The following is a 19,509-nucleotide window of genomic DNA, read 5'->3' on the forward strand; positions in this document are numbered from 1 at the left end:
GCGTTCGGCGCCGTCGCCGCGTGCCCCACGACCGTCCAGCCGATTCCCGAGTACACGAGGGATCGGCCCTCGCGCCGGCCGGACAGGCGGCCGGGAGTCCGTCCTCGCCCCTGTCGTACCGGGCGCGTGACATCGTGGGGGCGACGGTCAGGCGCCGTCACCGGCACCGCCCGGTGCCGGTGCGGAGCGGATGGAGGTTCGGCATGGACCATCGGACGTCGACGCCGCGTGGGCGGAGTGCCTGCGCGTCCTCGGCCCTCTGACGGACGAGGACCGGACCGTACGGGCCGGGTCCCTCACCTGGACGTGCGCGGAGCCGGCGGCCCACATCGGGCACGACCTCCTCGCCTACGCGGGCCGGCCGGCGGCCCGGCCCGCGGACGCGTACCTGCCCATGGACCTGAGCGTCCACCCCACCGCCACGCCCGCCGAGGTCCTCCGGGTCGTCACCGCCTGCGCCGGGCTGCTGGGCCACGCCCTGGCCGCGGCCGACCCGGGCGTGCGCGCCCGGCACTGGGGTCCCTGCGATCCCGGGGGATTCGCGGCCACGGGCGTGGCGGAGATCCTGCTGCACACGCACGACATCACGCGGGGACTGTCCGTGGATCGGCGCCCGCCGCCGACGGCGGGCGCGGCCGTGACCGGCCGGCTCTTCCCCGACGCCCCGCCCGGGGACGCCGTCGACGCCCTGCTCCGGTGCACCGGCCGCGGAGACCTCGACGGCTTCCCGCACCGGGACTCCTGGACCTGGGAGGCGGCGCGAGCGGACTGAACCCCGATGCGCCGCGTCGGCCGGGTCAGCGCGGACGGCCCGCGACGGCGGCGGGCATGCGCTCCACCACGTCGTCCCCGAGTCGTTCGAAGGCGTTCCTCAGGAACGGCGCCGCCAGCCTCGCCAGGCCCTTGAAGCGGAACGACGCCCGGTAGGTCAGCGCGGTCGCCTGCGCCCCCCGCGCCGCGAAGACCATCTCGTCCGTCGCGACCACGGTCCCGTTCTCTCCCACGAAGACCAGGCGCGCGGGCTCCCTGACGTCGAGACGGTAGACCAGCTCGGTGGTGCGCCCCCGGAAGCGCGAGGTGTTGTGCCAGGTGCTGCCCGGCCGGACGGCCCCCTCGTCCACCCGGGCGCAGCGCACCGTGCCGGGGTCCCATTCCTCGGTCCGCTCGAACTCCTCCAGGTAGGAGACCGCGTCGTCGAGGGGGACGGGGAGCAGGATGTTCCGTTCCACTGTGATCATTGCGGCCTCCTCGACCGGTTGCGGCGGTGCGCGTGTGTGTCCGCCTTCCCTTCGCCCGGAGGGCTGCGCGCGGATGCGGGCGCGCGGTGCGGATGCTCGGGGCCGAGACGTGGACGTCGCCCGGGACAGTCGCGGTCGAGAGGATCGATGCGCAAGCGATGCACCTTGAGAGCGGCTTCGCCCCGGCCGGATCCTAAGGGCGAAGCGCTCATCCGGTGGGCGACCCGGCGCCCTCGGCCGCACGGGCCCCCGCCTTCCGGACGGCGGGATCGGGCAGGTGGAGTCACCGTCGTCGCGGTGCTCTGCCTGACCTTTCGCAGCCGCGATCAGGGAGGCGCGGAAGACCTCGCAGCGGATCGTCGCACGTCCCTGGCCCGCGGACCAGTCCACGGGGGCGACCGCACCGAATCGTCAGAGCAGGAGGCCGGGGCCGCCGGCGGGTGCACGACCACTACACGAGGGGGCAGGCATGAACCGGCGCAGTGTCGCGGTGATCGGATCGGGGGTGGCGGGGCTGACCGCCGCGTACGTGCTCTCCCGCACCCGCGACGTGGTCCTGTACGAAGCCGACTCCCGGCTCGGGGGCCACGCGCACACCCACGAACTCCCGACCGCCTCGGGCGGCACCGTACGCGTGGACACCGGCTTCATCGTGCACAACGAGCGCACCTACCCGTACCTCCTGAGGCTCTTCCGCGAACTCGGGGTGGCCACCCAGGACTCCGAGATGAGCATGTCCGTACGGTGCGACGGCTGCGGCCTGGAGTACGCCGGCGCCCGCGGCCCCCGCGGACTGCTGAGCGGCGGGAACCTGCGCCGCCCCCGGCATCTGCGGATGCTCGCCGACGTACCCCGCTTCCACCGGGCCGCGCGACGGCTGCTCGCCTCCGGCGACGACACCGAGACGCTCGGGACGTTCCTGCGGCGCGGAGGGTTCTCCCCGTACTTCACCGGCCACTTCGCCGTCCCGCTCGTCTCCTCCGTCTGGTCCTGCGCACCGGACACGGCCCTGCTGTACCCGGCGGCCTACCTCTTCCGCTTCCTCGACCACCACGGACTGCTCTCCGTCACCGGATCGCCCCGGTGGAAGACCGTGACCGGCGGATCGTCGGCCTACGTGGACAAGGTGGCCAAGCACCTCGCCTCCGTCCGCACCGCCACGCCCGTCCGGGCGGTCGAGCGCGGCCCCGACCACGCGCGGGTGACCACCGAGGACGGCCGCTCCGAGGCGCACGCCGCCGTCGTCGTGGCCGTCCACCCCGACCAGGCCCTGCGGATGCTCACGGACGCCACACCCGACGAGCGGCGCGTCCTGGGAGCGTTCACCTACTCCCGCAACCCCACCGTGCTGCACCGGGACACCACCGTCCTGCCGCGCTCACCCCACGCCCGGGCCTCCTGGAACTACTGGCTCCCCTCCTGCGAGGCACGCCCCGGGGCCGTCCGGGTGAGCTACGACATGAACCGCCTCCAGCGCCTCGACGTGCCCGAGCCGCACCTCGTCACCCTCAACCCCGACGGGCGCGTCGACGACGACGCCGTACTCGCCCGCATGGTGTACGAGCACCCCGTCTACACCCCCCGCTCGGTCGCCGCCCAGCGCGAACTCCCCGGCCTCGCCACGTCCGTGACCGCGTTCGCCGGCGCCTACCACGGCTGGGGCTTCCACGAGGACGGCTGCCGCTCCGGCGTCGTCGCCGCCCGGGCCCTGGGGGTGGACTGGTGACGTACGCCGAAGCCGCTCCCGCGACACCCGCGCTGTACACCTGCGAGGTCGCCCACACACGTGTCCGGCCCGTCCACCACCGGCTGCGCCACCGCACCTACCTCTGGTTCGTCGACCTCGACGCCCTGCCCTCGCCGCCCCGCCTCCTGCGGCCCCTCGCCCGGTTCGACGCGCGCGACCACTTCGGCGGCCGCGCCCCCACCATCCGCGCCGGCCTCGACGCCTACCTGGCCTCCCACGGCGTCCGGGACGCCGACGGCCGCGTCCTGATGCTGACCCACGCCCGCGTCCTCGGCCACGTGTTCAACCCGCTCACGCTGTACTGGTGCCACGACCGCGCCGACCGCCCGGTCTGCGTCGTGGCCGAGGTGCACAACACGTACGGAGGCCGTCACTGCTACCTGCTCCGCCCCGACGCCGACGGACGCGCCGACGTCGCCAAGGAGTTCTACGTCTCCCCGTTCTTCGACGTCGAAGGCTCCTACCGGATGCGGCTGCCGCTCCCCGGAGAGCGCCTCGACCTCACCGTCCAACTGCGGCTCGGCGACGGGAGCCGGCCGTTCACCGCCACCGTGCGGGGCCGCCACCGTCCCGCCGGCACCCGCGGTCTGCTGACCGCGGCGCTCCGCCACCCCTGGTCCACCGCGGCCGTCAGCATCGGCATCCGCCTGCACGGAATCCGGCTGTACCTCAAGGGGCTTCCCGTCCGCCCGCGCCCCGCCGCGCCGACCCGCGAAGGCATGCTGTGACACTCTCCCTCCCGCCGGACACCACCGTCCGCACGACGGGTCCCCGCCTCCCCGCCGACCCGGAGCGCTGGCCCGACGTCGCGCGCCTGCCACGCGCCTCCGCCCTGCGCACGGCCGTCGCCCGACGCCTCGTCGAAAGCGCCCTGAACCGCCTGCCGCTGCGGATACGGCACGGAGACGGGCCCCGGTCCCTCCCCGCGCCCGGCACCCCCCGGGACGGCGTGCCCACCCTGACCCTGCACGACCCGGCCGCCTTCCACCGCCGGATCGGCGCCGACGGCCTCATCGGCTTCGGCGAGTCGTACATGGCCGGAGAGTGGGACAGCGACGACCTCGTCGGCCTGCTCACCGTGCTCGCCACCCACGTCGACGAGCTGGTACCCGCCCCGCTGCGCCGCCTCCGCGGACTCTGGGCCCACCGCAGGCCGTCCGGGGACCGCGGCACCGTCGAAGGCGCGCGCGACAACATCCACCGGCACTACGACCTCTCGAACGAGCTGTTCGCGCTCTTCCTGGACCCGAGCCTGATGTACTCCTCGGCCGTGTTCGACACGCTCCCCGCCACACCGGACGCGCTGACGGCGGCGCAGCACGCCAAGATCGACCGGCTGCTCGACCTCGCGGACGTCGGCCCCGGCACCCGGCTCCTGGAGATCGGCACCGGCTGGGGCGAACTCGCCGTCCGGGCCGCGGCCCGCGGCGCCGACGTCCTGACGATCACGCTCTCCGAGGAGCAGCGCGACCTCGCGCTGCGGCGGATCGCCGCGGCGGGCGCGTCCGGGCGGGTGACCGTCGAACTGCGCGACTACCGCGAGGTCGAGGGCCGGTACGACGCCGTCGTCAGCGTCGAGATGATCGAGGCGGTCGGCGCCGAGTTCTGGCCCGCGTACTTCACCGCCCTGCGCCGGCTCCTCGCGCCCGGCGGCCGGGTGGCCCTCCAGGCCATCACCATGCCGCACGACCGGATGCTCGCCACGGCCAGGACGCACACCTGGATCAGCAAGTACGTCTTCCCCGGCGGCCTCATCCCGTCACCGGACGCGATCTCGCGCGAGAGCGCCGCCGCCGGCCTGGACATCACTTATGACGAAGGGTTCGGCGACCACTACGCCGAAACGCTTCGCCTCTGGCGCGAACGCTTCCTCGGCGATCCGGACGCGGTCGACGCACTCGGCTTCGACGCGACCTTCCGCCGCATGTGGGAGCTCTACCTCGCCTACTCGGAAGCCGGGTTCCGGGCGCGCTACCTCGACGTCAGGCAGCTGCGGCTGGTCGCCGCCGGCCCGGACGGGGAGGACGCGCCGTGAACGGACCGGCCTTCGCCGTCAACCTGGCGGCCTCCGCGGGGGCCGCCCTCGCGGTCATGCTGGCCACCTTCGCCGTGGCCCTCGTGCGGGGCGTCCACCGGATCGTCGACGTCGCCTGGGGACTCGCCTTCACCGCGGTCGCCCTCGTCACCTGGACGCTCTCCGCCGGGTACGGGGACGACACCCGGCGCCTCGCCGTCGCCCTCGCGACCTGCCTCTGGGGCCTGCGGCTCGCGGTCCACATCGCCCGCAGGGGACGCGGACACGGCGAGGACCCCCGCTACGCGCGCATGCTCGCCCGGGCCCCGGGCCGCCCGGCCCTCTACGCGCTGCGCAAGGTGTACCTCCTCCAGGGCGCCCTGGTCTGGCTCGTCTCGCTCCCCGTCCAGGCCGCCGCCTACCTCCCCGAGGGCGTGGACGTCCTCCTGGTCGCGGGACTGGTCCTGTGGGCCGTCGGCCTGACCTTCGAGGCCGTCGGCGACCACCAGCTGGCCCGCTTCAAGGCCGACCCCGCCCACCGCGGACGCGTCATGGACCAGGGGCTCTGGAGCTGGACCCGGCACCCCAACTACTTCGGGGACTTCCTGGTCTGGTGGGGCCTCTACCTGACGGCGTGCGCCGACTGGACCGCAGCGGCGCTCACCCTCGTCTCCCCCCTGGTGATGAGCGGACTCCTCATCTGGGGGAGCGGCAAGCGGCTGCTGGACGCCCACATGGCCGACCGCCCCGGCTGGTCGGCCTACGCCGCCCGGACGAGCGGCTTCTTCCCCCGCCCGCCGCGCCGCGCGGCCGACCGGACGGAGCCGCTGTGACCTCCCCGTCCCGGCGTGTCCGCGCGCGTGAGGGGAGCCTGCTGGACGTCCGCAACGCCCCCGCCACCCCCGCCGCCGCGGTCCTCCTGCTGCACGGCGGGCGGTCCGAGGGCATGGAGCCGCCCCCGCCGGTCGACCTGGCCGCGCTGCGCATGCGCCCGTTCGCGGCCCGGCTCGTGCGGACGCTCGCCGGCCGGGACGTGCTCGTCGCGCTCCTCCGGTACCGCCACCGGGGCTGGAACGGCGCGCGCGCCGACGCCGCCCGGGACGCCGAGGCCGCGCTCGCCGAGGTGGTCCGGACGACGGGGGACGTCCCGGTGGTCCTCGTCGGCCATTCGATGGGCGCCAGGGCGGCGCTGCGCGCGGCGGGACACCCGGCGGTCCTCGGGGTGGTCGGCCTGGCCCCCTGGTGCCCGCCGCACGAGCCCGTCGCGCACCTCGCGGGACGCCGGATCCACCTGCTGCACGACGAGGCCGACCGGGTCACCTCCGCGCGGGAGACCTGGGCGTTCGTCCGCCGGGCGGGCGCGGCCGGCGCCCACGCCGAGGGGATCGCCATGCGTCGCGGAGGGCACGCGATGCTCCGCGGCGCCGCCGACTGGCAGCGCCGCACCACCGAACTCGTCGCCGCCCTGCTCTCCGCCCCGCCCCCGGACGGGGAACCCCGAGAGGACGGACGGGGGCCGCACCGATGACACGGCGCGCCGAGCACGGTTCGGCCCCTCGGGACGCGTCACTCCCCGGTGCGAGGGCGCGCGGACTCGATCCGTACGGTCCGGTCGCGTCTCCCTGTGACGATCCGGTCACCCGGCGTAACGTGACCGTCGGGCAGCAGCGGGCGGGACGGACCGAGGAGCGATGACGGCGATGCGCGGAACGGTCGGAGGAGGCGCGGACGTGGACGTGAACATGGACCTGGACGTGGTGGTCGTCGGAGCGGGAGCGTCCGGCCTCGCGTGCACCGCGGACCTGCTCGCCGCGGGACTGAGGGTGCGCCTGCTGGAGGCCGGCGACGCCGTGGGCGGGCGGATGCGGACCGACCGGATCGGCGGCTTCACCCTCGACCGGGGATTCCAGGTGTTCAACACCTCCTACCCCCAGGTCAAGCGGCGCCTCGACCTCAAGGCGCTCAGGCTGCGGCCGTTCACCGCGGGCCTGCTGGTGCACACCTCCGACGGGCCACGGCGCTTCACCGACCCCACCCGCCGCTCCGGTGGGCACGGCGGCGGGCCGCTCGCGGTCGGCGGCCTGTCGGCGCGCGACGTGGCGGCCCTGGGCCTGCTGTCCGCACGGGACGTGCTGGCGCCCGCCGCGTGGCTGCGTCGCCGGTCGGAGGCGACCACGGCGACCGCGCTGGCCGACGCCGGGCTCTCCGCCGACCTCGTCGAGAACGTGCTCCGGCCCTTCCTCTCCGGGGTCTTCCTCGAAGACGACCTGGAGACCTCGGCGCGCTTCTTCCACCTGGTCTGGCGCAGCATGCTGCGCGGCACCCTGTGTCTGCCGGCCGACGGCATCGGCGCGGTCCCGGCCCAGCTCGCCGCGCGCCTCCCCGACGGCGTCCTGCGCACCGGCGCGCGGGTCGCCTCCCTGACCTCCGGCGGAGTGGCCCTCGCCGACGGCGGCGAGCTGTCCGCCCGTACCGTCGTCGTCGCCACCGGTCAGAGCGCGGCGGCCGGACTGGTCCCGGGCCTCGACGTGCCGCGCGGTCGGACGGTGACCACCCTCTACCACGCGGCCGCGCGCTCCCCTCTGGCCGAACCCACGCTCGTGGTCGACGAGCGGCGCCGCTTCCTCAACTCCTGTGTACTCACCGAGGTCCACCCCGGCTTCGCCGACGACGGCCGGGCGCTCGTCTCGACGTCCGTCCTCGGCGCCCCGGGACCCGCCGAGGTGGCGGCCGTCGAGACGGCGCTCGGCGAGGCGTACGGCACGGACGTGTCCTCCTGGGAGGCGGTGCACCGCGTCACGGTGCGCGACGCCCTGCCGGCGATGCCCCCGCCGCTGGCCCTGAGCCGCACCACCCGCTTCGGTCCGGGTCGCTACGTGTGCGGCGACCACCGGGCGACGGGCTCGCTCCAGGGCGCCCTCGCCTCCGGGACCCGCGCCGCCCGGGAGGTCCTCGCCGATCTGAGGGCCGACGCCGGGTGAGCCTCCGCGGCCGTCACCGCCGGGACGGTCCGCCCTTTCGACGCAGGAACGACGCGGGAGGTGAGAGGGCCCGGTACGGGGGAGCGTGGAGGGGAACGGTGTTCACGGCATCGAGACCCGGGAGGCGTCATGCCCGACACGCCCGCATCCGCATCGGTACCGGGCCCGGTACGGCCCGGGGAGACACCCCCGGCCGAGGGTTCCACCTCATCGGCGCATCCGGAGCGACCTGACGGGGGCATCTGGGAGCACCCGAAGCTGTGGCTCTCCTTGATCGTCCTCGGTTCCGTGATGGTGGCGCTGCTGTTCGCCTTCCGCGTCGGCGGACTGTGACCCACCCGAGGTCCGGGGAAGCCCCGTCACGGACGCGACCGCGTCCGTGACGGGGCTACGGAGAATCGGCCAGGGGCTACGGAGACTCAATGAGGAAGAGTTCGTCCTCGAAACACCAGCCCCAGCCCTCCCGGGGATCCAGCGACAGCGCGACCGGGTGCCCCGACGCCGCGTGGTGGGCGTAGGCGTGGCGTCCCCGGGAGCTGTCGCAGCAGCCGACGTGTCCGCACGTCGCGCACCAGCGCAGCCTCGACCACGTCCAGCCCCGGGCGAGACACTCCTCGCAGCCGTCGCCCGGCGGTCGGAGGGGCCGCGCCACCTCCGGGAGATGCGAACAGGCACGGCCGTCGGGCCGCCCGGGGTCGGGAGCCACCTCCCACGACACCTCGGCGCTCCCTCGGTCCTCACCCACCGGCTCCGTGTCCACGGCCCCGTCACCTCGTCCCGCCGGACTCTTCCGGACACCTCTCCTTCCGGCGGGCGGACGCGCGCGGATGCGGCGCGAACCCGCCGTCGTCGAGGCCGTCCCCGCCACGGCGGAAGTCGAGCCGAGCCCCGCACAGCACGGCCGGAATCAGACCGCGACGAGCTCCTTCTCGCGGTCCGGCGTCGTGACCTTGGGCTTCTTGTTCGGCAGCGAGAGCCGGAAGACCTTGCGCCACGCGGAGAACACCTGCTTGGGCAGCGGCCCGGTGACGTACTCCAGCTCGTACTTCTCGAACAGCGCGCGCACCTTCACCGCGACCTCGGCGTACCGGTTGCTCGGCAGGTCCGGGAACAGGTGGTGCTCGATCTGGTGCGACAGGTTGCCGGTCATGAAGTGCATGGCCCTGCTGCCGCTGATGTTCGCCGAGCCCATCATCTGGCGCAGGTACCACTGGCCGCGCGTCTCGCCCTTGATCGACCGGCGCTCGAAGACCCGCACGCCCTCGGGGAAGTGCCCGCACATGATCACCGAGTGGGACCAGAGGTTGCGGACCAGGTTCGCGGTGAACGTGGCGGCGAGCGTGGTCAGGAACGACGGGCCCGACAGCAGCGGGTGGATCACGTAGTCCTTGAGCACCTGCTTGCGGATCTTGCGGCCCACGGCCCTGGCCCGCGCGCGGAACTCCGGGTTGTTGCGGCGGCGCTTGTGCAGGTTCTTGCCGAGCTCCAGGTCGTACGCCGCGATGCCGTACTCGAAGAAGCAGGCGTTGATGAAGTTCCACAGCGGCTGGCCGAGGTGGAAGGGGTGCCACTTCTGGTCCTCGTCGACGCGCATGATGCCGTAGCCGAGGTCGTTGTCCTTGCCGATCACGTTGGTGTACGTGTGGTGCAGCTCGTTGTGCGAGTGCTTCCACTGGTCGGACGGCGAGACGTGGTCCCACTCCCAGGTGGTGGAGTGGATCTTCGGGTCCCGCATCCAGTCCCACTGGCCGTGCAGGATGTTGTGGCCGATCTCCATGTTGTCCATGATCTTCGCCACGGACAGCCCGGCGGTGCCGATCAGCCACGCGGGCGGGAAGAAGGAGAACAGCAGCACGCCCCTGCTGACCAGTTCGAGCCTGCGCTGCGCCGAGATGACCTTGCGGATGTAGGCGGCGTCCTTCTCGCCGAGGTCGGCGATCACCTCATCGCGGATCGCGTCCAGCTCGCGGCCGAGCTCCTCGATCTGCTCCGCGGTCAGGTGGGCGGTGGGGTCGATGGCGGTCAAGGTGCTCCTACCGTTCGATGTCGCAGGGGCCCGCGGCGGCGGACACGCAGGTCTGGACGAGGACGCCCGGCGCGGCCTCGGTGATCTCGCCGGTGCGCAGGTCGCGGACGGCGCCCGCCTTGAGCGGCGTGACGCAGCCGAAGCAGATGCCCATCCGGCACCCGGAGGGCATGAGCACGCCGGCCTCCTCGCCGACGTCCAGCAGCGGCGTGGCGCCGTCCGCGTCGACGGTCCTGCCGGTGGCGCTGAACGTGACCTCGCCGCCGTCACCGGCGACGACGACTGCGGGGCGGAAGCGTTCGGTGTGCAGGCGCTCCCGGACGCCGTGTCCGCTCCAGAGCTCTTCGGCGGCGTCGAGCAGGCCCGCCGGCCCGCAGGCCCAGGTCTCGCGCTCGGCCCAGTCGGGCACCAGTTCGTCGAGACGGGCGAGGTCCAGCACGCCGTCCGTGTCGGTGTGGACCTCGGTGAGCCGCAGCTTCTCGCGCGCGACCAGGTCGTGCAGCTCCTCGCGGAAGATCACGTCCTGCGGCCGTGGCGCGCAGTGGACCATGACGGCGTCGTCGAACTCGCTGTCACGCAGCATGCCCATCACCGGCGTGATCCCGCTGCCGGCCGTCAGGTAGAGAACCTTGGCGGGCCTGGCCTCCGGCAGCACGAAGTCGCCGGTCGCCTGGTCGAGCTGGACCAGCGTGCCCGGCTTCACCCCGCGGACCAGGTGGTTGCTGACCTTGCCGCCCGGGATCGCCTTCACCGTGATCGTGACGCGGCCGTCCCGGCGGTTCGTCGGAGAGGTGAGGGAGTAGGCGCGCCACAGGCGCCGCCCGTCGACGTCGACCCCGATCCGCACGTACTGACCGGCGGTGTGACCGCGCCAGCCCCGTCCCGGCCTGATCACGACCGTCGCGGCGTCACCCGTCTCGGGGTGCACGGCCTCGACGCGCCCCCGCAGGTCGGCGCCCGCCCGCAGCGGGCTGACCAGGTCGAGGTAATCCGACGGCAGCAGCGGCGTCGTGACCATCTCCAGCAGTTTCCACGCCCCACTGCGGAGGGCTGCACTCGTCATGACTACAGCTTGATGCGCCGCACCGCGTAAAGTCCTGACCGAAGGACGTAAATCTGGCCGGCTGAATTGTTCGCAGGGAATAGAAAATGAGTCATCCCCTCCGAAGGGTCACCGATCTGTCCCTGGACGCGACGACGGTCACCGCACTGCGGTCCGCGCTGAGAGCCACCGCCGACGAGGTCGTCCAGGCGATCATCGACGAGGTCCCGCCCTACGCCAACGCGCTCTCGGGCCGCATGGGCGGCACCATCCGCCGCGCCGTCCGCACCGCCCTGGGGCACTACCTGGACCTCGCGAGCGGGAACGCCACGGGCGGCGACGGCGGTGACGCGGCCTACGAGCTGGGCCGCGGCGAGGTGCGCGCCGGCCGTTCGATGGACGCCCTGCTCGGCGCCTACCGCGTCGGTGCCCGCGTGGCCTGGCGATGCCTGGCCGCGGGTGCCGTACCCGCGGGTCTGCCCGCCACCGAGGTCGCCAAGTTCGCCGAGCTGACCTTCGCCTACATCGACGAGCTCTCCGCCGCGAGCGCCGCGGGCCACGCCGACGAACTGGCCGCCCGCGGCCGGGACCAGGAGCGCCACCTGGAACACCTGGCCCGCGACCTCCTCGCCGGCGCGACCCCGGACGTGCTGCTGGCCTCCGTTCAACGGGCCGGATGGCAGCCTCCCCATACGCTGACCGCCGTCCTGCTGCCCGCCGCCCAGGCCCGGCCCGCCTACCGCGCGCTCGACCCGGGCACCCTCGTCCTCGACGACCTGCCGGACGGGGTCGGAGTGCTGCTCGTCCCCGACGCCGACCGGCCCCGTCTCCTGCGGCAGCTGACCGACCGCACCGCCGTGGTCGGCCCGCCCCGGCCGTGGAAACGGGCCTCCGCCTCGTACGCGCGAGCCGTACGCGCGCGCTCCCTCTCCGCCGACATCCGCGACACCGAGGAACACCTGCCCGAGCTGGTGCTGAGCGCCGACGTGGACGCGTTCGCGGACCTGTGCGCGCGAGCCCTCGCGCCGTTGCGGACCCTGCCCGCCGCGACCGCACGGCGGCTGGAGGAGACGCTGCGGGCGTGGCTGCTGCACCAGGGCAGGCGGGACGAGGTGGCGGCGGCGTTGTTCGTCCACCCCCAGACCGTCCGGTACCGGATGTCGCAGCTGCGGGAGCTGTTCCCGGATCTCGCGTCGCCGCACCGGGTCCTGGAGCTGACGCTGGCGGTCGGCCTCCGGGCCGGCTGACGTCCACGTCGACCGTCCGCGACGGCGTCCGCGAGACGGCTGCCCGCCGTGCCCGCCCGCGTACGCGATGACGACCGCGCCGCCGCACGCGCGCGGATGTGACCGGGCCGCTGTCTTGCTCGCCCGATCCGTTCGCGCGGTCCGCGCGTGGTCCTTCGGCGCCCGGCCCGTCAGGTGATCCTCCGGGGAGGCAGCCCACCTCTGGCGCGCCAGTGGTCGGCGTCGTGCGGATCGGCCAGCCAGCCGGTCAGACGTTCGGCGCCGGCACGGAACGCGTCGGGCAGGGAAGCCTCCTCGCCGACCACGAGACCGAGGGCGTCGACGTCATGGGTGGCGTGATCGGTCGCGCACCAGCAGGCCACGTTCACCGCGGCGTCGACCACGAGCCGGCCCGAGGCGGTTCTCGTCACCAGAAGCTGAAACTCCAGTCGGTCGCCTTCCGCGGCGTGCTCGACGGCATCCAGTCCCAGGACCGTCCCCGGCCGTGTGCCCGCGAGGACGGCATGTCCCGGGAACCACTCCCAATCGGCCGTGGTTCCGTCCGTACGAACCGCGTCGACCATGCCGGCCGTGCGCTTCAAGGAGTTCACATCCGCAGGCGACAGGAAAGGAAAGAGCGTCGGCAGAGGGACGCGGTGGAAGGGACCTCGCATCATGGAGTGATCATCCATGTCGCCCGCCCGCCCCACGAGCCCTTTTCGCTCTCCCGCTCCGAAGGCCCACGGCCGAGTGGGCGACCAGCTGGACGCGGTGATCCGGTCCCTCAGCCCGAACCGGCCACCAACGCCTCGCCGAGCGGAGTGCGCCGGTAGAGCACCGACCGTCCGGACCGGGCGCGGACGAGCAGCCCCGCGCTTCTCAGGATGGCGAGGTGGTCCCCCACCGCTCCGGGTGCCATGGCGAGGCTTCGGGCGAGGTGGCTGGTACTGGCCGGGGCGTCCAGGGCCAGCAGCAGCCGGGCCCGGGCCCGGCCGACCAGGGCGGTCAGCGCGTCCGGGTGGGGGACGGTCTCCTGTTCGCCCCACAGGGCGGCGGTGCCGCGGGCGGGATAGACCAGGGTCCTGGGCCAGGGGTCTTCCAGGTGGGCGGCGACATGCCCGACGAAGACCGAGGGGATCAGCAGGAGCCCGTCGCCGACGAGGGGGACCGTTCCGCCCCGGAAGAAGCCGATCTCGATACCGCCGGCGCGCCAGGCGATGCCGGGGTGCAGGCTCTCGATGGTCGTGGCCCAGCCGTGTTCGCCGATCACACCGACCCGGTGGACGACATCGCGCTCGCAGATCGCGCGCAGTTGCGGCCAGTCCGGGGCGAGGAGCTCGTGCCACGCCTGGTCCATGGCCTCGGCGATCCTGGAGACGGCGTCCGGCGAGTCCAGTACCGCGCGTACCCGGGGGTCTCGGGCGGACGGGCCGGTCGCGGTGGCGACGCACTCGCGGCGGGCCGCGTCCAGGGGCGTGGCCCGGATCGTGGCCAGGTCCTGTGCCCAGGTCTGGGTGAGACCCCGTGGCGGCGGGGCGACGAAGTCCGGTCCGCCGTGCGAGGTCTGGAGAGCGAGCACGGCGTCCAGTTCGGTCTCGCGGCGAAGCCGTTCGAAGGCCGGCAGGAGCCGGGTGGCCCAGGCTCGCGGCAGCGGCCGACCCCGCCCGGTGAGCGTACGCAGCAGCAGGCAGAGGTCCAGCGCGGGCGACAGTGCGAAGCGGCTGCGCAGCAGGTCCTCGACGGAGACTTCGAAGCGCAGCATCCGGCCATGCTAGGGCCTGTCTGACCATTCCCGTCGGGTCCGGCCTGCCCGGCACGCACGCTCGCCGCACGGCCGAAACGCCCGAGTAGCTCCTTCCCCGAGCTCTCGGCTTCGCTCGAGCAGGGGAGACCCCGTCCGAGGGCGCCCCGGCCGCACGCCGATCGCACGCACCGGACGACCCGGCCTGATCCGCCGCCCATGGTCAGACAGGCCCCAGCGCGGGACGCCTGGTCGATTCGTCCAGCGACGAATCATTGGTGAGTGGCGCGGGCACACGGGGAGGCTGCGGGTCATGACCCCGACCGCCGAACCCGCGCAGGGCGACCACCGCGCCACCTACCGGGACGTGCTGGCCGAGCCGCGATTCCGGCTGCTCCTCTCGACCCGCACCGTCGCGATCACCGCGGACTCGCTGCGGATCACCACGTTCTCGGTCCTGGTCTTCACGGCCACCGGCTCCCCGCTGCTGAGCGCGCTGGCCTTCGGGATCGGCTTTCTCCCGCAGCTGTTCGGCTCCCTGCTCCTGGGTTCACTGGCCGACCGACTGCCGCCCCGAGCGCTGATCGCCGGCGGCTACGCCGTGGAGTGCGCCGCCGCCCTGCTGCTCGCCCTGGTGCGGTTGCCGATCGCGGCAAGCCTCGTCGTCGTGGCGCTGGTCGCCCTCGCCACACCGGTGTTCAGCGGCGCGTCGAGTCGGCTGGTCGCTCGCTGTCTGGACGGCGACGCCTACGTGCTGGGCCGTTCACTGAACAACATCGCCGCCTCGGGCGCGCAGCTGTTCGGTCTGGCGCTGGGAGGCGCGGTCGTCGCGGTACTCGGCCCGCACCGAGCGCTCGCGGTGAGCGCCGCGCTCTACCTCGGCTGCGCGCTCGCCCTCCGCATCCGGCTGCCCCGCCTGGAACCGGACGAGTGCCACGGCACGCCCGGCAGCCCTCGCGGCGACGGCGGGGCGGTCCGGGCGAGCCTGCGCGGTGCCTGCCTGCTGCTGCGCGGACGCACGGTGCGACGACTGACGCTGGCCCAGTGGCTACCGCCCGCGTTCGTGGCGGGCGCGGAGGGCCTGATCGTCGCCTACGCGGGAGGACGCCACTTCGCGCCCGGCTGGTACGCGGTGCTGATGGGCTGTCTGCCGGTCGGCATGCTCGTCGGTGACCTGCTGGTCGGCCGGCTGCTGCCGCCACCCGCCCGGGAGCGGCTGGTAGTCCCGTTGGCCGGGCTGATGGGAGTGCCGCTGGTCGGCTTCGCCGCCGAGCCCGGAGTGGGCGCCTCGTCCTGTCTGCTGCTGCTCTGCGGCTTCGGATTCGCCTACGGCCTCGGCCTGCAACGGCCTTTCCTGGACGCCCTTCCGCGGGACGGTCAGGGCCAGGCGTTCGGCCTGCTCGGCGCCGGCGCCATGACGCTGCAGGGCGTCGGACCGGTCTGCTTCGGCTCGCTCGCCGCAGGCATCGGAACGGGCGGCGCCATCGCCCTGGCAGGCGGCGCGGCGGTGCTCACCGCCGTCTGGATCCTCGCCTGGCGCCCACCCGCCTCCCCGGTCCCCGTCCCGAACCGCACCAGGGGAGCGGAGAACGGCGCCGAACAGACCTCTCGGACCGAGAGTCGATCCCGGCCGTCCCCGAGCCTCGGCTCTGCCGGCCGAGGCGGATCATGTACGGGATCTTGAGACCACGAACACCCCCTTGAGACCACGAACAACCCATGGAAGAAGGTTCATGTCACATGATCGATGAGTTCGCGAAGGACACCCTGCACGGCAGGCTGCGGCGGGACCGCGAGGCGCTGCTCTGGAAGCTCGACGGCCTGTCCGAGTACGACGCCCGCCGGCCTCTGACGGCGACCGGGACCAACCTCCTCGGCCTGGTCAAACACGTGGCCACCGTCGAGGCGAGGTACTTCGGCGAGGTCTTCGGCCGCCCTTCCCCGGAGCCGCTGCCCCGGTGGCAGGACTCCGACGGCAGCGACCAGTGGGCGGCCGAGGACGAGACCCGCGACCAGATCATCGGGTTCTACCGGCGCACGTGGGAACACGCGGACGCGACGATCGAGGAGCTACCCCTCGACGCCCCCGGCCACGTGCCGTGGTGGCCGGAACCCTTCTCCCGCACGAACCTGTTCGCCGTCCTGGTCCACGTCCTCGGCGAATCCATCCGGCACACCGGGCACGCCGACATCCTGCGCGAGGGCCTCGACGGCCGGACCGGGCTGCGCGCCGAACACGAGAAGCGGATCGACGAGGAGGCCCGCGCCGCCCACTGCGCGAAGATCGAGCAGGCCGCCAGGTCGGCCGCACGAGCCATGCCTCAGGGGTCCTGACGGTGGGCGGGCCGGGGCCACGACGTCGGCGAGTACCGCCGCCCGCCGCGGAAGCGAGGCACCAGGGCGTCGATCGCCCGGCGCGGCGTCGCCCACGTTTCCGGGCGGGGCGAGGTGCGCGGGGTGGTCGAGCGCACCTCCGCCCGGCCGCACCGGCTCGAACGGCTCCGCACCGGACTTCCACGGTCCGGCCACGGCGTGCCGTCGCAGGTCACGCGCGTCCCACCGGGCCGCGTTCGTGGGGGATCCTCTCGCCGGCCGTGATCGCGACGGGCAGCCGGTTCTCGGCGGGCGGCAGCGGGCAGGTCGCGAAGTCGGTGTAGGCGCAGGGGAGATTGGTGGCGCGGTTGAAGTCGAGCCGCACCGTGCCGTCGGGTCCGGGCGCGGCCAGGCCGAGGTGGCGGTTGGCCGCGTAGGTGGTGACGCCCGAGGTCTCGTCGGTGAACAGCACCGTGAGGGCACCGGGCTCCTGCCCGTTGAACGCGGTCAGGCTCAGCTCCTGCCCGTCCAGGTGGAAGACGACGCGGCCGGGTGCGTCGTACACGTGCCGGAGGCCCTCGACGGAGGCGCCGACCGTGGTCGGCCGCGGCTCGGGGAAGGCTTCGTAGCGGCCCGTGACCACCCAGCGCGGATCGGGCGCGTACGCGGGCGTGCCGGTGAACGCGACCCGCAGGGGGTGGTCGGGGCGCCGCGGCCGGACGATGTCGTGGCCGCCGCGCCTGGCGACCTCGATCACCGTGTCGCCCCAGACGGCTTCGACGCCGCCACGCTCCGGGATGACGCCGAAGAGGTGCCGGGCGCGTACGGCGACGCCGTCGACGAAGAACTCCGTCCCCTCGTCGAGCTCCACGACGACGCCGTCGGGTCCCGTCGACCAGGTCCCCGGAACGCCAGGGAGGACCTGGGGGTCCGCGGAGAGCCAGTGCAGGCCGGTGACCGCGAGGAATCCGTGCTCCGAGGCGAGCCGGGCGTCCTTGTCCCGGTGCCACTCCTCCCACTCCGAGGCGAAGACCTTCGCCTCGGGAACGTCGGCGGTGCCGGTGCGGGCGTGGGGGATGTCATGGACGCTCATGCGTCTCCTTCTGATGCGGTGGGTGGTGGGGTCGTGCGGGGTCCGTCTCCCGTGCGGACGGAACGGGCCACGGGTCCGGAACGAGGTCGGGGGAGAGGCGCGCGGGAGCCCTTCGGGGCGGGCGCATCGATGTCCCGACGCCGGGGCCCGTCGTCGGCGCGGGCCTCGTCCTGGGCGGCGAGCGGCGGGGGACGTCCGGGGCGGCGGCCTGTGACGTCTCCGCCGACGGATGTCTAACAGCCGCGGCAGGACGTACAGAGACCCCCGGCGTGCCGCCGGAGTTCGACGTGCGGTCGCGTGCTGGAGTTCGCTGTCCGGCTCACGCCGACGAGGCTGGCATCGGGAATCCGCCACGTCAACGCGTGAAACGGGCCCGTCGCACGATCCGCGTTCCTCGACATGCGCCCGAAGCGTGCCGTTCATCATCCGCGTCGCACGGTCGCCCTGTCCGACCGGGCCCGGAGACCGGCCAACTGCTTCCCCAGCCGTTGCAGGGGGGTGGGCGGCAGTGCGCGGGCGGAGCCTCGCGCGTAGTGGCGTTCGACGTAGAACTGCCCGGCACTGAGCACGGTGGTGACGGCGACGTACCAGAGGGTGGCGACCATCAGCAGCGGGATGACCTGGTAGGTCTGGTTGTAGACCAGCTGCACCGAGTACAGGAGGTCGTGCACCGCGAGGACGCTGACGATGCTGGTGCCCTTCAGGGTGCCGATCAGCATGTTCCCGGCCGTCGGGACGATGGAGCGCATCGCCTGCGGGATGACGATGCGGCGCAGGGCCCGCGGCCTGCCGATGCCGAGGGCCTGGGCGGCCTCCGTCTGGCCGGCGTCCACCGAGAGGATGCCGCCGCGCACCACCTCGGCGGCGTAGGCGGCTTCGTGCAGGGTCAGGCCGATGACGGCGGTGAGGGCCGGGCCGAGCAGGTTGACCGTCTTGACGGTGACGAACTCCGGACCGAAGGGGATGCCGAGTCCGAGCGTGGGGTAGAGCGCGCCGATGTTGAACCAGAACAGCAGCTGCACCAGCAGCGGCGTGGATCGGAAGATCCAGACATAGCCCCAGCTCAGGGCGCGCAGCACCGGGTTGGCGGACAGGCGCATCACGGCCAGGGGAGTGCCCAGCAGGAAGCCGAGCACCATCACCACACCGGTCAGCCAGAGCGTGAGCAGCAGGCCGTCGAGCACGGCGGCGGTGGTGAAGTAGCGGCCGACCACGTCCCACTGGAAGGCGCTGTTGCGGACGACGGAGCTGACCACCATCGCGAGGACCAGAAGCGCGGCGGCGGCCGTCAGCCGGCGGCCGGTGTGCCGGCGCGGCACGATCCGCGGCTGATCGGCCTCGGGACCTCGGCCGTCGGAGGCGCTCGGGCGCGGTGCGGGCGGGACGGACGCGGAGACGCGGGCGGGACCGTAGGTGTCGGACGGCGAAGCCATCAGAAGGCTCTCCAGGTGAGGGAGGCACGCGGGCGGAGGCGGCCATTCGGCGCGTGCGCGTTCGTGGACTCCGGGCACCCGCGGCGCGGGGCACGGGGGTGGCCGGTCACCGGCGTCGTCACACTCGCCGCGTCCCTCAACGCGGCCGGTACGGCTGCCGCGCGTGGCGGAGCCGGTCCGGCCCCGATCGTACGGGCGCACCGCGCGTGGGTGTCAACCACGCCCCGCTCACCGGCCGTTCGACACCGGTCCGGTATCCGGGCCGTGGTTGACGAGCGGCGCGATGTCATGCTGAATGGGCGCATGAATGCCGAGCAGCGCCTGGTCACGCGTGACCACATCGACTTCGGTCGGGTGTGGTCCGCGGCGTGTTGCGCCTGACGCGGCAGCGGGCCGTCTGACCGGCCCTTCCCTCCCTCGGTGACCCCGTCGCGGGCCGAGTTCCCTCCTGCGTCGCACCGTCTCGCGTATCGCGCGCTCGGCACTGGCCGAGCCCGGGCGCGGGCGGGCGCGCGAGAGACCTGACGCGCGCTGCCGCCGCCCTTTCCCGTCCGAGGCCCCCGCACCTTCCCCCGCCCCGGCGTCGTCCCCCGCTCCCACCCCGGATTCCCCGCCCCGCAAGCGCCGTCGCGACGGCCGCGCCGAGGGCTGCCCC

Annotated in this window: 19 protein-coding genes; 11 read left to right on the forward strand and 8 right to left on the reverse strand. The window is 73.7% G+C overall.

Features of this window, described 5'->3' with window-relative positions; translation table 11 throughout:
* The first annotated feature begins 190 nt into the window (after positions 1-190).
* Complete coding sequence (locus IE321_RS26140) at positions 191-772, forward strand: maleylpyruvate isomerase N-terminal domain-containing protein (RefSeq protein ID WP_190224741.1); 582 nt, start codon at positions 191-193, stop codon at positions 770-772.
* Positions 773-797: 25 nt separating this feature from the next.
* On the opposite strand, the gene IE321_RS26145 is transcribed toward IE321_RS26140, so the two are convergent.
* The gene (locus IE321_RS26145; RefSeq protein ID WP_043226084.1) at positions 798-1,238 is read right to left on the reverse strand and encodes an SRPBCC family protein; all 441 of its coding nucleotides are present in this window, start codon (positions 1,236-1,238) and stop codon (positions 798-800) included.
* A 469-nt stretch (positions 1,239-1,707) separates the two neighbouring features.
* On the opposite strand from IE321_RS26145, the gene IE321_RS26150 reads away from it, so the two are divergent.
* From IE321_RS26150 to IE321_RS26180, 7 genes are all read left to right on the forward strand, one after another.
* Positions 1,708-2,964, forward strand: a complete 1,257-nt coding sequence (locus tag IE321_RS26150) for an NAD(P)/FAD-dependent oxidoreductase (RefSeq protein ID WP_190224742.1) — start codon at positions 1,708-1,710, stop codon at positions 2,962-2,964.
* Positions 2,961-3,713: a DUF1365 domain-containing protein gene (locus tag IE321_RS26155; protein WP_226652409.1), complete on the forward strand. Its 753-nt coding sequence runs from the start codon at positions 2,961-2,963 to the stop codon at positions 3,711-3,713. Before IE321_RS26150 ends, IE321_RS26155 begins: the two co-directional genes overlap by 4 nt.
* Positions 3,710-5,020 carry an SAM-dependent methyltransferase gene (locus IE321_RS26160; RefSeq protein WP_190224743.1) on the forward strand — a complete coding sequence of 437 codons (1,311 nt, stop codon included), beginning with the start codon at positions 3,710-3,712 and terminating at the stop codon, positions 5,018-5,020. Before IE321_RS26155 ends, IE321_RS26160 begins: the two co-directional genes overlap by 4 nt.
* 56 nt (positions 5,021-5,076) lie before the next feature.
* Positions 5,077-5,832, forward strand: a complete 756-nt coding sequence (locus IE321_RS26165; RefSeq protein ID WP_190224772.1) for a DUF1295 domain-containing protein — start codon at positions 5,077-5,079, stop codon at positions 5,830-5,832.
* Entirely contained in the window at positions 5,829-6,527 is a 699-nt protein-coding gene (locus IE321_RS26170; protein ID WP_190224744.1) for an alpha/beta fold hydrolase, read from the forward strand. Before IE321_RS26165 ends, IE321_RS26170 begins: the two co-directional genes overlap by 4 nt.
* Before the next feature lie 172 nt (positions 6,528-6,699).
* Complete coding sequence (locus IE321_RS26175) at positions 6,700-7,980, forward strand: NAD(P)/FAD-dependent oxidoreductase (protein ID WP_226652408.1); 1,281 nt, start codon at positions 6,700-6,702, stop codon at positions 7,978-7,980.
* A 129-nt stretch (positions 7,981-8,109) separates the two neighbouring features.
* Positions 8,110-8,313, forward strand: coding sequence for a DUF6480 family protein (locus IE321_RS26180; protein ID WP_043226080.1), 204 nt, complete (start codon positions 8,110-8,112; stop codon positions 8,311-8,313).
* 76 nt (positions 8,314-8,389) lie between these two features.
* Here IE321_RS26180 and IE321_RS43230 read toward each other — a convergent pair whose 3' ends face one another.
* The 3 genes from IE321_RS43230 to IE321_RS26195 all read right to left on the reverse strand — a co-directional run bounded on the left by IE321_RS43230 (position 8,390) and on the right by IE321_RS26195 (position 11,069).
* Positions 8,390-8,632, reverse strand: coding sequence for a UBP-type zinc finger domain-containing protein (locus tag IE321_RS43230; protein ID WP_226652406.1), 243 nt, complete (start codon positions 8,630-8,632; stop codon positions 8,390-8,392).
* Between the two features lie 255 nt (positions 8,633-8,887).
* On the reverse strand, positions 8,888-10,006 hold the full coding sequence (locus IE321_RS26190) for a fatty acid desaturase family protein (protein ID WP_190224745.1): 1,119 nt from the start codon (positions 10,004-10,006) through the stop codon (positions 8,888-8,890).
* A 7-nt stretch (positions 10,007-10,013) separates the two neighbouring features.
* Positions 10,014-11,069, reverse strand: a complete 1,056-nt coding sequence (locus IE321_RS26195) for a ferredoxin reductase (RefSeq protein ID WP_190224746.1) — start codon at positions 11,067-11,069, stop codon at positions 10,014-10,016.
* A gap of 86 nt (positions 11,070-11,155) precedes the next feature.
* On the opposite strand from IE321_RS26195, the gene IE321_RS26200 reads away from it, so the two are divergent.
* On the forward strand, positions 11,156-12,295 hold the full coding sequence (locus IE321_RS26200; RefSeq protein WP_043226077.1) for a PucR family transcriptional regulator: 1,140 nt from the start codon (positions 11,156-11,158) through the stop codon (positions 12,293-12,295).
* A 170-nt stretch (positions 12,296-12,465) separates the two neighbouring features.
* Here IE321_RS26200 and IE321_RS26205 read toward each other — a convergent pair whose 3' ends face one another.
* Positions 12,466-12,966 carry a hypothetical protein gene (locus tag IE321_RS26205; protein ID WP_190224747.1) on the reverse strand — a complete coding sequence of 167 codons (501 nt, stop codon included), beginning with the start codon at positions 12,964-12,966 and terminating at the stop codon, positions 12,466-12,468.
* Between the two features lie 92 nt (positions 12,967-13,058).
* Positions 13,059-14,036, reverse strand: a complete 978-nt coding sequence (locus tag IE321_RS26210; RefSeq protein WP_190224748.1) for an ArsR/SmtB family transcription factor — start codon at positions 14,034-14,036, stop codon at positions 13,059-13,061.
* Between the two features lie 292 nt (positions 14,037-14,328).
* On the opposite strand from IE321_RS26210, the gene IE321_RS26215 reads away from it, so the two are divergent.
* The gene (locus tag IE321_RS26215) at positions 14,329-15,699 is read left to right on the forward strand and encodes an MFS transporter (RefSeq protein WP_190224749.1); all 1,371 of its coding nucleotides are present in this window, start codon (positions 14,329-14,331) and stop codon (positions 15,697-15,699) included.
* Positions 15,700-15,755: 56 nt separating this feature from the next.
* The gene (locus tag IE321_RS26220; RefSeq protein ID WP_190224750.1) at positions 15,756-16,349 is read left to right on the forward strand and encodes a DinB family protein; all 594 of its coding nucleotides are present in this window, start codon (positions 15,756-15,758) and stop codon (positions 16,347-16,349) included.
* Positions 16,350-16,560: 211 nt separating this feature from the next.
* Here the strand turns inward: IE321_RS26220 and IE321_RS26225 are convergent, their stop codons facing one another.
* Positions 16,561-17,421 (reverse strand): DUF1684 domain-containing protein, encoded by an 861-nt coding sequence (locus tag IE321_RS26225; RefSeq protein ID WP_190224751.1) that lies wholly within the window; start codon positions 17,419-17,421, stop codon positions 16,561-16,563.
* Between the two features lie 422 nt (positions 17,422-17,843).
* The gene (locus IE321_RS26230) at positions 17,844-18,854 is read right to left on the reverse strand and encodes an amino acid ABC transporter permease (RefSeq protein ID WP_190224752.1); all 1,011 of its coding nucleotides are present in this window, start codon (positions 18,852-18,854) and stop codon (positions 17,844-17,846) included.
* Positions 18,855-19,509 lie beyond the last annotated feature (655 nt).

The organism is Streptomyces hydrogenans, from assembly GCF_014656075.1.
Classification (GTDB): domain Bacteria; phylum Actinomycetota; class Actinomycetes; order Streptomycetales; family Streptomycetaceae; genus Streptomyces; species Streptomyces hydrogenans.

Coding starts and splice junctions, on each gene's coding strand:
- IE321_RS26220 (WP_190224750.1), top strand. CDS start 15,756: ATGATCGATGAGTTCGCGAAGGACACCCTGCACGGCAGGCTGCGGCGG.
- IE321_RS26180 (WP_043226080.1), top strand. CDS start 8,110: ATGCCCGACACGCCCGCATCCGCATCGGTACCGGGCCCGGTACGGCCC.
- IE321_RS26145 (WP_043226084.1), bottom strand. CDS start 1,238: ATGATCACAGTGGAACGGAACATCCTGCTCCCCGTCCCCCTCGACGAC.
- IE321_RS26165 (WP_190224772.1), top strand. CDS start 5,077: ATGCTGGCCACCTTCGCCGTGGCCCTCGTGCGGGGCGTCCACCGGATC.
- IE321_RS26195 (WP_190224746.1), bottom strand. CDS start 11,069: ATGACGAGTGCAGCCCTCCGCAGTGGGGCGTGGAAACTGCTGGAGATG.
- IE321_RS26225 (WP_190224751.1), bottom strand. CDS start 17,421: ATGAGCGTCCATGACATCCCCCACGCCCGCACCGGCACCGCCGACGTT.
- IE321_RS26200 (WP_043226077.1), top strand. CDS start 11,156: ATGAGTCATCCCCTCCGAAGGGTCACCGATCTGTCCCTGGACGCGACG.
- IE321_RS26215 (WP_190224749.1), top strand. CDS start 14,329: ATGACCCCGACCGCCGAACCCGCGCAGGGCGACCACCGCGCCACCTAC.
- IE321_RS26230 (WP_190224752.1), bottom strand. CDS start 18,854: ATGGCTTCGCCGTCCGACACCTACGGTCCCGCCCGCGTCTCCGCGTCC.
- IE321_RS26210 (WP_190224748.1), bottom strand. CDS start 14,036: ATGCTGCGCTTCGAAGTCTCCGTCGAGGACCTGCTGCGCAGCCGCTTC.
- IE321_RS26175 (WP_226652408.1), top strand. CDS start 6,700: ATGCGCGGAACGGTCGGAGGAGGCGCGGACGTGGACGTGAACATGGAC.
- IE321_RS26150 (WP_190224742.1), top strand. CDS start 1,708: ATGAACCGGCGCAGTGTCGCGGTGATCGGATCGGGGGTGGCGGGGCTG.
- IE321_RS26140 (WP_190224741.1), top strand. CDS start 191: ATGGAGGTTCGGCATGGACCATCGGACGTCGACGCCGCGTGGGCGGAG.
- IE321_RS26205 (WP_190224747.1), bottom strand. CDS start 12,966: ATGGATGATCACTCCATGATGCGAGGTCCCTTCCACCGCGTCCCTCTG.